The 13,218-nt window shown below is 70.2% G+C and carries 10 protein-coding genes and 1 riboswitch; of the genes, 5 read left to right on the forward strand and 5 right to left on the reverse strand.

Annotation, left to right across the window (positions count from 1 at the left end):
* Positions 1–111: 111 nt before the first annotated feature.
* Genes C1706_RS12010 through C1706_RS12020 form a run of 3 tightly spaced genes read left to right on the forward strand, consistent with a single transcriptional unit; the run spans position 112 to position 4,429 of the window.
* On the forward strand, positions 112–594 hold the full coding sequence (locus tag C1706_RS12010) for a type III secretion system chaperone family protein (protein ID WP_129459489.1): 483 nt from the start codon (positions 112–114) through the stop codon (positions 592–594).
* Positions 591–2,462 carry an HSP90 family protein gene (locus C1706_RS12015; RefSeq protein ID WP_129459490.1) on the forward strand — a complete coding sequence of 624 codons (1,872 nt, stop codon included), beginning with the start codon at positions 591–593 and terminating at the stop codon, positions 2,460–2,462. The genes C1706_RS12010 and C1706_RS12015 overlap by 4 nt, the downstream gene beginning before the upstream one ends.
* A complete protein-coding gene (locus C1706_RS12020) occupies positions 2,459–4,429 on the forward strand; it encodes a hypothetical protein (protein ID WP_129459491.1) in 1,971 nt (656 codons plus the stop codon). Before C1706_RS12015 ends, C1706_RS12020 begins: the two co-directional genes overlap by 4 nt.
* 266 nt (positions 4,430–4,695) lie before the next feature.
* Here the strand turns inward: C1706_RS12020 and C1706_RS12025 are convergent, their stop codons facing one another.
* A complete protein-coding gene (locus C1706_RS12025; protein WP_129459492.1) occupies positions 4,696–4,914 on the reverse strand; it encodes a hypothetical protein in 219 nt (72 codons plus the stop codon).
* 34 nt (positions 4,915–4,948) lie between these two features.
* On the reverse strand, positions 4,949–6,022 hold the full coding sequence (locus C1706_RS12030; protein WP_164987543.1) for a LacI family DNA-binding transcriptional regulator: 1,074 nt from the start codon (positions 6,020–6,022) through the stop codon (positions 4,949–4,951).
* A 99-nt stretch (positions 6,023–6,121) separates the two neighbouring features.
* Between C1706_RS12030 and C1706_RS12035 the strand changes: the two genes are divergently transcribed.
* The gene (locus C1706_RS12035; protein WP_129459494.1) at positions 6,122–7,231 is read left to right on the forward strand and encodes an S-(hydroxymethyl)mycothiol dehydrogenase; all 1,110 of its coding nucleotides are present in this window, start codon (positions 6,122–6,124) and stop codon (positions 7,229–7,231) included.
* 2 nt (positions 7,232–7,233) lie between these two features.
* On the forward strand, positions 7,234–7,842 hold the full coding sequence (locus C1706_RS12040; protein ID WP_129459495.1) for an MBL fold metallo-hydrolase: 609 nt from the start codon (positions 7,234–7,236) through the stop codon (positions 7,840–7,842).
* A 3-nt stretch (positions 7,843–7,845) separates the two neighbouring features.
* Here the strand turns inward: C1706_RS12040 and C1706_RS12045 are convergent, their stop codons facing one another.
* From C1706_RS12045 to cobN, 3 genes are read right to left on the reverse strand one after another with little or no spacing between them, the layout of a single operon-like run.
* Positions 7,846–8,577 (reverse strand): cobalt-precorrin-6A reductase, encoded by a 732-nt coding sequence (locus tag C1706_RS12045; RefSeq protein WP_206661119.1) that lies wholly within the window; start codon positions 8,575–8,577, stop codon positions 7,846–7,848.
* Positions 8,574–9,317, reverse strand: a complete 744-nt coding sequence (gene cobF, locus C1706_RS12050; RefSeq protein WP_129459496.1) for a precorrin-6A synthase (deacetylating) — start codon at positions 9,315–9,317, stop codon at positions 8,574–8,576. Before cobF ends, C1706_RS12045 begins: the two co-directional genes overlap by 4 nt.
* Positions 9,314–12,931 carry a cobaltochelatase subunit CobN gene (cobN, locus tag C1706_RS12055; RefSeq protein ID WP_129459497.1) on the reverse strand — a complete coding sequence of 1,206 codons (3,618 nt, stop codon included), beginning with the start codon at positions 12,929–12,931 and terminating at the stop codon, positions 9,314–9,316. Before cobN ends, cobF begins: the two co-directional genes overlap by 4 nt.
* Before the next feature lie 31 nt (positions 12,932–12,962).
* A riboswitch (cobalamin riboswitch) is annotated at positions 12,963–13,112 on the reverse strand.
* Positions 13,113–13,218 lie beyond the last annotated feature (106 nt).

The following is a 13,218-nucleotide window of genomic DNA, read 5'->3' on the forward strand; positions in this document are numbered from 1 at the left end:
GTCCTGTCGGTGGCCTTCCCTAGACTGGCGCGACAGCCACACCCGCCGCCCGGACGGCGTGACCCAGGAGGGCTCACTCGACCGGGATCAACCGACGAAGGACGTGCCACCATGGGGTTTTTCAGCAAGCCGGACGACGCGCCGCACACGACGAACACGCCGCTGACCAAGGAGCGCATCGCAGCGTTCCTGACGCGGCAGGAGTGGTACTTCTCCGAGGATTCCGACGGTGACCTGGGCGGGTCGTGGGACGACAACGTCTTCTACTTCTTCGTCTTGGGTTCCAACGACGAAGTGCTGCAGGTGCGCGGGCGTTGGAAGCACACCCTGCCCCTGGAGCGCCAGGCAGACTTCCTCCTGTTCGCCGACGACTTCCATCGGTCCCGCCCGTGGCCCAAGGCCTACACGGCGGAGGAGGGCGGCGAACTCGCGATCTACACCGAGGTGTCCTTCGATCTCGAATACGGGGTCGCCGATGACCAACTCGGCCAGTTCATCGCGTCCGGGCTCTTCACAGGCCTGCGCTTCTTCGAGGCGTTGGGCGAGCACCTGGGCATCGTGGACGAGCCAGGTGATCAGGGCCAGGGCGAGTGAGCGGAGAGTCCTTCCAGGTTGATCTGCGCGGCGTCGTCGATCTGCTGGCCCGGCACCTGTACTCCAGCCCGCGCGTCTATCTGCGCGAACTGCTGCAAAACGGGGTTGACGCGATCACGGCACGCCGCGCCCTGGCTGAGGGTGCGCCCGAGCGCATCGACCTGCGTCCCCTCCCCGGCGGCGGGCTGGAGGTCTGCGACACCGGCATCGGGCTGACCGCCGCCGACGCCCGTGAGTTGCTCGCCACGATCGGCCGCTCGTCCAAGCGTGACGCCGATCTGGGCGGGGGGCGCGAAGAGTTCCTGGGACAGTTCGGCATCGGCCTGCTGTCCGCGTTCATGGTCGCCGATGAGATCGACCTCGTGTCCCGGTGCGCACGCCCGGGCCCCGAGGGGCAGCGTTCGCCCGCGATCCGGTGGCGCGGGTTCACCGATGGGCGCTACGAGCTGACGGAGTTGGCTGACGACGACCCGGCGATCGCCGTGCTCGAAGGCGCGCCGGGCAGCGCTGTCCGCCTGGTTCCTCGGCGCGATGCCGAGCATTGGCTCGCTCCCGACATGGTGGCCGCGCTGGCGGAGGACTTCGGCGGCCTGCTGCCCGTCGACGTTGCGCTGGAGGTGCGCCTCGACGACGGCTCGCTCGCCCGTCGCCGCCTCAGCGGGGACGAACTGCCCTGGCGTGTCGCCTACCCGAACGATGCCGCACGCACCGTTGCGTTGGCGTCCTACAGCGAGCGGGCGCTGGGGTTCACGCCGCTGGCTTCGATTGACGTGGAGATTCCGATCGCTGGGCTGACGGGTGTCGCCTTCGTCCTTCCTGCGGCGGTGGCACCCACCACGGTGGCCCATCATCGGGTGTATCTCAAACGGATGCTGCTGTCCTCGGGGGTCACCCAAGTGCTCCCGCCGTGGGCTTTCTTCGTGCGCTGCGTCCTGGACGCCTCGGGGCTGCGGCCCACCGCGTCGCGTGAGGGTCTCTACGAGGACGACCTGTTGCTGGCGGCGCGTGAGGCGCTGGGGGAACGCGTCCGGGCGTGGGTGCTCGACACGCTCACCGCGGGTGGTCCGGTGGCGCGCCGGTTCGTCGAGGTGCACCACCTGGCGTTGCGGGCGCTGGCGTTGGTGGACGATGAGGTGCTCGACCTCGCGGTCACGACCTTGCCGTTCGAGTCGACGGTGGGGGCGGGCACGCTTCGCGAGTTGGCTGAGCGCGCAGGGGACGCCCGGCTGCTGTTCACCCGCTCCCTGGAGGAGTACCGCCGGATCGCTGCCGTGGCCGCCCACAAGGGCATCGTGGTCGTCAACGGGGGTTACGTCTACGACGCCGACCTCCTCGAACGCGCCGCCGCCCGGCACCGCGAACTGGGGCTGGCCGCCGCAGTCGCCGACGACATCGCGCGGACCCTCGACGAACTGGAGCCGGTGCGCGAACTGGAGATCCTGGACGCCGTCGTCGCGTTGCGGGCCACGCTCGCCGATCAGGACTGCGACATCCTGGTCCGCCGCTACGACCCGCCCGAGTTGTCCGCCGTCCTCATCGACGACCGTGACGGTGAGCATGCCCGCGCCGCGCACGCAGAGGCAGCCACCTCCGACGACGTGTGGGGTGAGATCCTCACCGGGCTCACCGAGCCCGCGCGTCCGCGTCGGCTCATCCTCAACGATGCGTCCGCCACCGTTCGGGCGCTGCTGGCTACCCGTGACGGTGACGTCCGGGACGCCGCGACCCGCTCGCTGTATGTGACGACCGTGCTCGCCTCGGGGTTGCCGTTGCAGACGGCCGAGGTCACGCTCATGAACGAGTCCCTGTCGCTGCTCATGGAGCGTGCGCTCGGGGGCGACTCCACTTCCACGAAGGACGACCGATGACTCGCTCCGTTGCCGAAGCCAACATCGCCATCAGCCGGATCCGTGACATGCCCTATGGGATCGCGCGCAGTACCGCGTCGGCTGCCGAACTTGACCGGATTACCGCCGAAGGCCCCCCGGAGGCGCGCGCTTACGCCTTGTTCACCACGGTGGAGGGGTATGCGTGGGGCGGCGAGGTCGACAAGGCGTTCCTGCCCTTCACGCAGATGCTGCGCTGGTGGGACGCCCACCCGGAGTACTTCGACGAGCAGGATCAGCATTCGCTGTTTTGGTCGTTCAAGTGGATGGTCGCGCATTTGATGGAGTTCCCCGCGATCACGGCCGCACAGATCGACACCACGCTCACGGACATGCAGCGCCGCTACGCGCTGGCGGGCAACGGGATGAACGCCGTCGCCCTGAGCCGGTTCGGCTGGGCCCAGATGCGTGGCGCAGCCGACACCGAGGATCTTTTCGTGGAGTGGTCCTCGACCCCACGCGACGACTTCTCCCAATGTGAGGCGTGCGATCCCGGCGACCGGGCGGCCCACCTGTACCGCACCGGCCGCTATGAGGAGTGCATCCGGCTCGTCGAGCAGGTGTTGCCGCAAAGCCCCGAATGCGCCACGGAGCCGGGCGACATGCTGTCGTACCTGCAACTCGCCTCCCTGCAGGTGGGGGACGCGGTGGGGGCGGCTCGCGCCCACCGCCTAGCGCGCCAGCATCTGCCCCAGGACGTGACGGCAGCCCCGATCCGTGGTCGTCATCTGGAGTTTCTTGCTCGTTCCGGAAACCCGAGTCGTGCCCTGGCGAAGCTGGTGGAGGATCAGCGTTTCCTGCTTGAAGGCGACACCCCGCATGTCCGGTGGACGTATCTGCGTTCGGTGGGCGCGGCCACGGGCTTACTGGCGGCCGACCATGCCGCAACACCCGTCGAACTGCACGGCGTCCCGGCGGCGACGGTGGCCGAGTTGGATCGGTGGGTGCGCGGTGAGGCGCTCACCTTGGCTGCCGCGTTTGACGCGCGCAACCAGACCTCAGCGCTCACGGACGCCACCTGGGCCGTGTGGAATGACGCGACGTTCCTTGCTGTGGATCTGTCCGTCTTCGGTGAGCACCTCGCCCCGGTCGCGAGCGCGGCTCCCGCGCCACGCGCCGAGGATCCTGCCCAGCCCTCACGAGCCCAGGCGTCCTCCCCGGACGCCTCCCCGGCAGGGGCGGACGCCGACGTTGCGCAGGGCCAGCCTGGTCTCGACGACCCGGCGGAACTCCTCGCCTGGGCGGAATCACAGGCGGGTGCGGACCGGGTGGCGGCGGCGCGCGCCTATGTGGCTGCGGCGAACGCCTACCGGGCTGTGGGCCGTCTGCAGGCGGCAGGGTTCGCCCATGCGGAGGCGGCGATGCTCGCCTCCGCCGAAGGTGACGACGAGGGCGCGCGCGCCCAGTTCGCGTCGGCGGCTTCGCTGTTGCGCGGTGCCGCGACACCAGCGCGATACTTTGCGCCCGTGGTGGAGGCGTGGGCTCGCCGGGCCGAGGTGACGCAGCTTCCTGAGATCGACCGCCTGGCGGAATCCCTGATCGGCGAACTCACTGAGGAGGAGCTTCCCGACGGACTCTCCGACGACATCGTCGAGCGTGAGCGGGCCGCCCGTGCCGTGCAGGCGCGTCGACTCGCCGACACCCGCGTTCGTATCGCCGCGACTCTGGGTGATCCCACCGCCCCCGAGCGCGCCGAAACCATCGCGGAAGAGTTCGCCCGCGCGGGAGAGTACGCGGATGCCGCCTACGCGTTCTGGCTGCTGGGAATGCTGCGCACCGACGACGTCGACGCGGTCTACGCGCTGGAGTCCGCGACCGAAGCCTTCACGCTCGCCCACCTGCAGGAGCCTCGCCGCGAGGTCGGCGGCGAACTGGTCGCGGCGCTAAAGCGGCTCGGCCGCGCTGACGAGGCGGAGAAGTGGGCCGTCGAACTGAGCGGCAACGCGTAGCCACTGGCTGCTCTGCTTCGGATGATCCTCCACAGTGGTGGTCGCCCGCAGGATCGACATGGCACCCTCGGCCTTGTTCCGCTACATCTCCGGACGCGACGAGTTGCTGACGTGGCTCATCGTTGACGCCTGAGGCGCAGTCTCCCCTGGTTGGCGACCGTCGGGGTGGCGCTTGTTGCGAGTGCATTGCCCGCGCGTCGCGCCGGACGAGCCACGCCCATCCAGGCCCTGGCTGATCTCGGCTGATCGGGCCACCCGGCCCGTCCTCAGGAGGCCAGGGACACGTCGGTGACGCGGCGCTCCAGATGGGACGCCCAGCGCAGTTCTGCGGACGCGAGACGCCGCAGGCCTGCGGCGAGCGTGCGGGCGGTGCGTCCCGTGGTAGGTGCGGCCTGGACACTGCGGCACGGGAGGGCGCGCGCGGGAACGTCATGGGTGGACGACATCTCGTGCAGGGTGGAGCCGATGGACAGGTACATGGACATGGGTGTCCCTTTCTGCGGGTCGGTGAAGGGTGGTCTAGAGCAGGGGTGCGGTGCTGGCGCGCACCATCAGGCGGTGCGGCAGCATGATTTGACGGTTGGGTCGGCGCGGGTCGAGGACGAGGCGGGCAGCCTCGCGGCCCTTCTCCGCGATGGGTTGTCGAATCGTGGTGAGCCCCGCTGGGGCGGCTTCTCCGATGTCGTCGAACCCGGCGACCGAGACGTCACGGCCCGGCTGTAACCCCCGCTGTGCGAGGGCGTCGAGGAATCCCAGGGCGAGAATGTCGCTCATGCCCACGACGGCGGTGGGTCGGTCGTGGCGATCCAGGACGACATCCCCGGCGTTGCGGCCAGAATCGCGGGAGTTGGGGCCGGTCAAGACGATGCGCACGTCCGCGTCGCCGAGCCCTTCCAGGATGCCGAACAGGCGTGAGCGTGAGTCGAGCGCCCACGGGGGCAGGTCGTCCTGGTCGGCGAGTTGCCCCGGATGCCACTCGACGTGGTCGGCGTCGCTGAGCCTTGGGATCTCGGCGAGCACCGTGACGCGGCGATGGCCGAGGCGGTATAGGTGGGCGCCGAGGTCGCGTCCGGCTGCGCGATCGTCGATGGCGACGAACGTGTCGTTGTGGAGATCCTCGCTGAGCGTGCAGTACACCGTCGGAAGGCCGAGTTCGCGGGCCTTGATGACGGCTGGTTTGTCGCCGCACAACCCGACGAGGCCGTCGACGGCGGCGTCCTGCACGGCGGCGAGCGAGGCGGGGTCCGAGGCGGGGACCGACAGCAAGGTGATGCTGGTGCCGTGGGCGGACATCACCTCGGAGAACCCGCGCAACCACAGCACGGTGAATGGGTCGGAGAAGGCGTAGGACAGGTCCTCGTCGAAGACCACGGCATAGGTGTTGGTGCGCCCGGTGCGCAACTGGCGTGCGACGGCGTCGGGACCTGAGTAGCCCATCTTCTTGGCGCGCTGAAGGACGCGGACGCGGAGGTCTTCGGAGAGCTGATCGGGGCGGTTGAACGCGTTGGAGACGGTCATGACGGAGACGCCCATCACCGCTGCCACGTCCTTTTGCGTCACCCGGCCCATGCCGATCACCCCCTCGACATCCATGGTGGACTTTATCGTTACAGTGATCAACCGGCCTCTGCTCTGTAGCGCTAAAGAACCCATTCCTGCGAACCTTGCAGCACCCGATAGGAGGAGGCACTGATGCCACGGACTAGCCAAGCGGTGATCGCCCGCAGCGTGAACGCGCCTGTGGAGGTAGTGACGATCACCGTCCCCGATCCGGGCCCCGGCGAGGTCGTCGTGAAGGTCCAAGCGTGCGGCGTGTGCCACACCGACCTGCACTACAAGCTCGGCGGGATCGGGGACGACTTCCCCTACCTGCTGGGTCATGAGGCCGCGGGCGTCGTCGAGGAGGTCGGCGAGGGCGTCACCGAGGTCGCCCCCGGCGACTACGTGGTGCTGAACTGGCGGGCCGTGTGCGGCCAGTGCCGTGCCTGCCGCAAAGGCAAGCCCTGGTACTGCTTCGCGACGCACAACGCGCGCCAGAAGATGACGCTGGACGACGGCACCGAACTCACCCCAGCGCTGGGGATCGGCGCGTTCACGCAGTACACGCTCGTCGCCGCAGGCCAGTGCACCCCGGTCGATCCGAGTGCACCACCTGAGGTCGCCGGTCTGCTGGGCTGCGGCGTCATGGCGGGCCTGGGCGCCGCCCTCAACACCGGCGCGGTGGGCCGCGGCGACTCCGTTGCCGTCATCGGCTGCGGGGGCGTCGGCGCGGCGGCCATCGCCGGGGCCACACTGGCGGGGGCGACCACCATCGTCGCCGTCGACCTCGACGACGGGAAACTCGCGACCGCCTCCACCCTGGGCGCGACGCACACCGTCAACTCGTCGGCGTCCGACCCGGTGGCGGCCATCCAGGCCCTCACCGGCGGGCACGGCGCGGACGTGGTCATCGACGCCGTGGGGCGCCCCGAAACCTGGAAGCAGGCCTTCTACGCCCGCGACCTGGCTGGGACGCTCGTCCTCGTCGGCGTCCCCACCCCCGACATGGAGGTGCCGCCCCTTCCGCTGCTGGACTTGTTCAGCCACGGCGGCTCGCTGAAGTCGTCCTGGTATGGCGACTGCCTGCCGTCGCGGGACTTCCCCACGCTCATCGACCTCTACCTCCAAGGGCGCCTGCCGTTGGACGCCTTCGTCAGCGAGACCATCGGCATCGGCGACGTCGAGGAGGCTTTCGTCCAGATGGGGCGGGGCGACGTGCTGCGCAGCGTCGTCGTCCTCGAGAACACCGAGAAGGGGCAGTGACCATGGCACGCATCGACCACGGGGTCACAACGGGCACCTTCAGCCTGGACGGGCAGACCTTCGACGTGGACAACAACGTCTGGGTGGTGGGGGATGACACCGCATGCGTCGTGATCGACGCCCCGCACTCGGTAGACGACATCCTGGCCCTGGCGGGGGACCGCACGGTGATCGCCCTGGTGTGCACGCACGCCCACGACGATCACGTCAGGGTCGCGCCCGACCTGGCCCGTGCGACCGGGGCGCCGATCCTGCTGCACCCCGCCGACGCCCTCGTGTGGGCGCTCACCCACCCCGGTGTCACGCCGGACGCCGACCTGGCCGACGGCCAGCAGATCGCGGTCGGGGACACCTCGCTGACGGTGCTGCACACCCCGGGGCACTCGCCCGGATCGGTGAGCCTGTACGCACCCGACCTGGGTGTCGTGTTCACCGGCGACACCCTGTTCCAAGGTGGGCCGGGCGCGACAGGCCGGTCCTTCTCTGACGCCGACCTGATCGTCGACTCGATCCGGCGACGGCTCTTCACGCTGCCTGATGACACCATCGTTCACACCGGCCATGGCCCTTCGACCACCATCGGTGCGGAAGCTGCGGCCCTGGGCCGCTGAGCGTCAGGCGCGCTCGCGCACCCAGGTGAGAGCTTCGGCGGGGTCGTGGACGGTGGCGACGCCGTCGCCGTAGTCCGGACGCCGCACCACCACGACGGGGACGCCAAGCGTGTGGGCGGCGTCGAGCTTGGGGCGCGTGTAGGTGCCGCCGGAGTCCTTGGTGATGAGGACATCGGCGCGATGCTCGCGCATGAGCGCCAGTTCGCCGTCCAGGGTGTAGGGCCCTCGCGAGGTGAGCAGGCGCCAGGCGTCCGGGAGCGTCAGATCGGGCGCGTCCACGACGCGGGCCAGCACCGCTGCCTGGCCGAGCGCGGGCAGAAAGCGCGCGAGTTCTTGGCGTCCCACGGTGAGGAAGGGGCGGACGCCGAGCGTCGCGGCCAGGTCTGCGGCGGCGTCGTGGCCGTCGGCGTAGTGCCATTCGGGGCGCGGTTCCCAGCCTGGGCGTTCGAGGCGCAGCAAAGGGATGCCCTCGGCCGCGCAGGCGGCCGCGGCGTTGGCGGACATGCCGCGCGCGAACGGGTGGGTGGCGTCCACGACGAGGTCGTAGTCGGCCAGCGCGGCGCGGAGCCCCTCGACTCCGCCGAATCCGCCGATCCGCACCGCCCCGACGGGGAGCCGCGGGCGTGCGACGCGGCCGGCGAGCGACGATGTGACGTCGATGCCGTCGGTGACCAAGCAGGCCGCCAGGGCGCGGGCCTCCGACGTCCCGCCCAGCAGCAGGACGCGCCCGCTCACTGGGCCTCCGGGGCGCGCAGCAACGCCAGATCCATGACCCAGCCTGCGGTGTCCTTCGCCCGGGCGCGGGCCGCCTGAATCGCGGGTTCCACGTCGGCGACGGTGCCCGCAACCAGTTCCTCGGTGGGGGTTCCCAGGTTGGCGCCCCACCACACCTGCCAGTCCTCCAGGCCGGTCAACTCGACGGCCGACAGCAGCATGATGACGATGTTGGTCTGCCCGGAGGCCACCGCCTCGGCGAGGTGTCGTCCGGTGGTGATGTGCACCGGCCCCCCGACGCGATGCAGGACGATCTTGTGCCGGGCAGCGAGCAGTTGCGGGGCGCTGACCCCGGGCACGACCTCGAAGTCGACGCCCAACTCGCGGGCCAAAGCCGTCACGATCCGCACGACCGAGTCGTACAGGGACGGGTCGCCCCAGACCAGGAACGCTGCCGACCCGCCGCGCTCGCGCAGCACCGCCGCGTAGGCGGCGATACGCGCCGCATGCCACGCCTTCACCGCCTGGGGGTAGTCGGCCGGGTTGTTGCGATCACGCTCGGGATCGCGCACCTCGACGACCTCCAGGCCAAACGGTGCCGCGACGGCCTCCCGGATCGCCAGGAGGGCGTCATCGTCCGACTTGCGGGCTGCGATCACGTAGTCGGACGCCGCTAGCGCGGCCGCCGCCTCCGGGGTCACATGCTGGGGGCCCATCCCGAATCCGACGATGCGGATCGGGCCCAAGGGTGCAGGGGTCATGCGTCCTCCTCCAGGTCGCCTTCGACGTCGAGGTAGATGCGCTGCATTTCGGCCAGGACCTCCGGGTCGGGCTCAGCCCACAGGCCACGTTCGGCGGCCTCGTGGAGCCGCTCGACGATGCCGCGCAGCGCCCACGGGTTCGACTGCCGCAGGAACGCCTGATTCTCCTCGTCGATGACGTATTCCTTCGCCAACGAGTCGTACATCCAGTCGTGGACCACGCCGGCGGTCGCGTCGAACCCGAACAGGTAGTCCACGGTCGCGGCCAGTTCGAAGGCCCCCTTGTAGCCGTGGCGGCGCATCGCGCCGATCCAGCGCGGGTTCACCACGCGGGCCCGGAACACGCGGGCGGTCTCCTCGGCGAGCGTCCGGGTGCGGACGTTGTCGGGGCTGGTGGAGTCACCCACGTAGGCGCGCGGATCGGACCCGGTCAGGGCACGCACCGTGGCGACCATGCCGCCGTGGTATTGGAAGTAGTCGTCCGAATCGGCGATGTCGTGCTCGGCCGAGTCGACGTTCTTGGCCGCCACCTTGATGCGCTTGTAGTTGGCGCGCATGTCGTCGGCGGCGGGCGTCCCGTTCAGGTCGCGGCCGTAGGCGAACCCGCCCCACGCGGTGTACACCTCGGCCAGGTCGGCGTCGTCGCGCCAACTGCCCGACTCGATGGCTTGCAGGATGCCCGCACCGTAACTGCCCGGCTTGGAACCGAAGATGCGTGTGGTGGCGCGGCGGGTGTCGCCGTGGAGGGCCAGGTCGGCGTCCGCGTTGGCCTTGAGGTAGTTCTGCTCGGCGGGCTCATCCAGGGCGGCGACCATCGCGATGGCGTCGTCCATCATGGCGATGACATGGGGGAAGGCGTCCCGGAAGAAGCCGGAGATGCGCACCGTGACATCGACGCGGGGGCGTCCGAGTTCGGCCAGCGGCACCACGGTCAGCGAGGACACCCGGCGGGAGGCTTCGTCCCATTCGGGGCGGACGCCGATCAGCGCCAGCACCTCGGCGATGTCGTCGCCGGAGGTCCGCATCGCCGAGGTGCCCCACACCGACAACCCCACCGAGGTCGGGTATTCGCCGGTCTCATCCAGGTAGCGGTTCAGCAGGGAGTCAGCCATCGCCTGCCCGGTCTCCCAGGCCAGCCGGCTCGGGACGGCACGCGGGTCGACGGTGTAGAAGTTGCGCCCCGTCGGCAGCACGTTGACCAGCCCACGCAGCGGCGACCCCGACGGACCGGCCGGGATGAAGCCGCCGTCGAGGGCGTGCAGGACGGCGTCCAGTTCGTCGGTGGTGCGGCTCAGGCGCGGGACGACCTGCTCGGCGGCGAACCGCAGGACCGTCTGCACGGCCGGATCCTCGTGGAGGGACGCCGCCGCGGCGGGATCCCAACCGGCGTCCTCCATGGCCTGCACGAGGGCGCGGGCCTGGGTCTCGACCCGGTCGACCTCATGGGTGGGGGCGTCGGGAGACAGCCCGAGGGCGGAACGCAGCCCGGGGACCGCGTTGCCGACGCCACCCCACACTTGGGCGGCGCGCAGGATCGACAACACGAGGTTGACCCGGCCCTCCCCAGCGGGGGCGTCGCCGAGGATGTGCAGGCCGTCGCGGATCTGGGCGTCCTTGATCTCGCACAGCCAGCCGTCGACGTGCAGCAGGAAGTCGTCGAACTCTTCATCGTCGGGGCGCTCGTCCAGGCCGAGGTCGCGGTGCATCTCGGCGGCGCGCATGAGCGCCCAGATCTCCCCGCGGATCGCGGGCAGCTTCGCCGGATCCATGGCGGCGATGTTGGCATGCTCGTCCATCAGGAGTTCGAGCTTGGTGATGTCGCCATAGCTTTCGGCGCGCGCCATCGGCGGGATCAGGTGGTCCACGATGAGGGCGTGGGCGCGCCGCTTCGCTTGGGCCCCCTCGCCGGGGTCGTTCACCAGGAACGGGTAGATCAGCGGCAGGCTGCCCAGGGCGGCGTCCGGGCCGCAGGACGCGGACGGTGCCGCATTCTTGCCCGGCAACCATTCCAGGGAGCCGTGCTTGCCGAGGTGGACGATGGCGTCCGCGCCGAAGCCGTGTTCCAGCCAGCGGTAGGCGGCCAGGTAGTGGTGGGAGGGCGCCAGGTCGGGGTCGTGGTAGATCGCGATCGGGTTCTCCCCGAAGCCGCGCGGCGGCTGGATGAGAATGACGATGTTGCCTGCCCGCAGCGTCGCCAGCACGAGTTCGCCCGCGTCGTTGACGAACAGGGTGCCGGGCGCGGGCCCCCAGGCGTCGACCATGGCCTCGCGCAGGTCGGCGGGCAGGTCGGCGGTCCATTCCAGGTATTGCTCGGTGGTGATCTTGGCGTGCGCGTCGGTGAGTTGCGCGGTGGTCAGCCACTCTTCGTCTTGGCCGCCCGCCGCGATGAGCGCGTGGATGAGGGCGTCACCTGCGGCGGTGTCGTCTTCGGGTGTCCCGGCGGTGTGGGCGTGAAGGATGTCGGTGATCGGGTTGTTCTCGCCCAGGTCGTAGCCCTCGGCGATGAGGCGGCGCAGCAGCCGGATCGCCGACACCGGGGTGTCCAGCCCGACCGCGTTGCCGATGCGGGCGTGCTTGGTCGGGTAGGCCGACAGCACGAGTGCGAGCCGCTTCTCGGAGTTGTCGATGTGGCGCAGTTGGGCGTAGTTGGCGGCGATTCGCGCGACGCGCAGCGCCCGCTCCGGGTCGGCGACGTAGTGGGGTAGCCCCTGGTCGTCGAACTCCTTGAACGAGAACGGCGCGGTGATGATCCGGCCGTCGAACTCGGGGATCGCGATCTGGTTGGCCGAATCCAGCGGCGTGACGCCCTCGTCGGACGCCTCCCAGTCGGCGCGGCTCGTGGTCAGGCTGAGCCCTTGCAGGACGGGAATGTCGATGCCGGCCAGACGCTCCACGTCCCATGCTTCGTCGTCGCCACCCGCCGAGGCACCTGCGGGGACGCTGCCCCCGGCCGCCAGGACGGTCACGATGAGGGCGTCCAGCGTGCCGAACGCGGCGTACAACTCATCGGGGGCCGATCGCAGCGACCCCGCGAAGATCGGGACGCCAACCGCGAGGCCGGTGGCGTCGATCGCGTCGGCGAGGGCGTGCGCGAAGCCGCTGTTGCCGCTGGCCTCGTGCGCCCGGTAGTACAAGACGCCGACGCGCGGCAGGGACGCATCCGCGGTGGCGGACCGCTCCGCGAAACCCCAGGCCGGGATCGCGGAGGGCGGCTCGAACCCCTCACCGGTGAGCAGCACGGTGTCGGAGAGGAACGCGTGGAGGTGCCGCAGGTTGTCGGGGCCGCCCTCGGCGAGGTAGAGGTGAGCCTGGGCGGCGACGCCGATCGGGACGCTGGACAGTTCCATCAGTTCGGCGCTGGGCTGCTGCTCGCCGCCGAGGATCACCAGGGGGGTGTGGGCGGCGCGGATGGCGTCCACCCCGCTCCACAGTTCGTGCGGGGAGCCGAGCAGGCGATAGATGACCAGGTCGGCGTCCGCGACGAGGGCGGCCAGGGCCGCATCATCGGTGCGGTTCGGGTTGGCCCACGTGTAGGCGGCGCCGCTGGCGCGGGCCGAGAGCAGGTCGGTGTCCGAGGTGGACAGCAGTGCGATGCGGGTAGTGGGCTCGGCCACGATTCCTCCTGAGGGGTTCTCGCCCCGTCGAACGGTCGGATCGCGCGCGCCGAGTGTCTGGCTGAGCCGTCGAACTTCGACGGCATCACAGTGGCGGAACCGCCCCGGGCTTGCACCGGGTTCCTCCGGACGCGTGCGCCCCCACCCTAGTGGAGGTAGGGGCGGACCCGAACGGTGGTCACGGTGGGACGACCCCCGCGTCCGACGGCGATGAACTCTATGCACGAAAGTCGGGTGCCCCGGGAGGGCATGGGAGGATCAAGCGAGCGGACCGATCGTGCTTGCCG

Origin of the sequence: Propioniciclava flava (assembly GCF_004126535.1) — a bacterium.
GTDB lineage: Bacteria > Actinomycetota > Actinomycetes > Propionibacteriales > Propionibacteriaceae > Propioniciclava > Propioniciclava flava.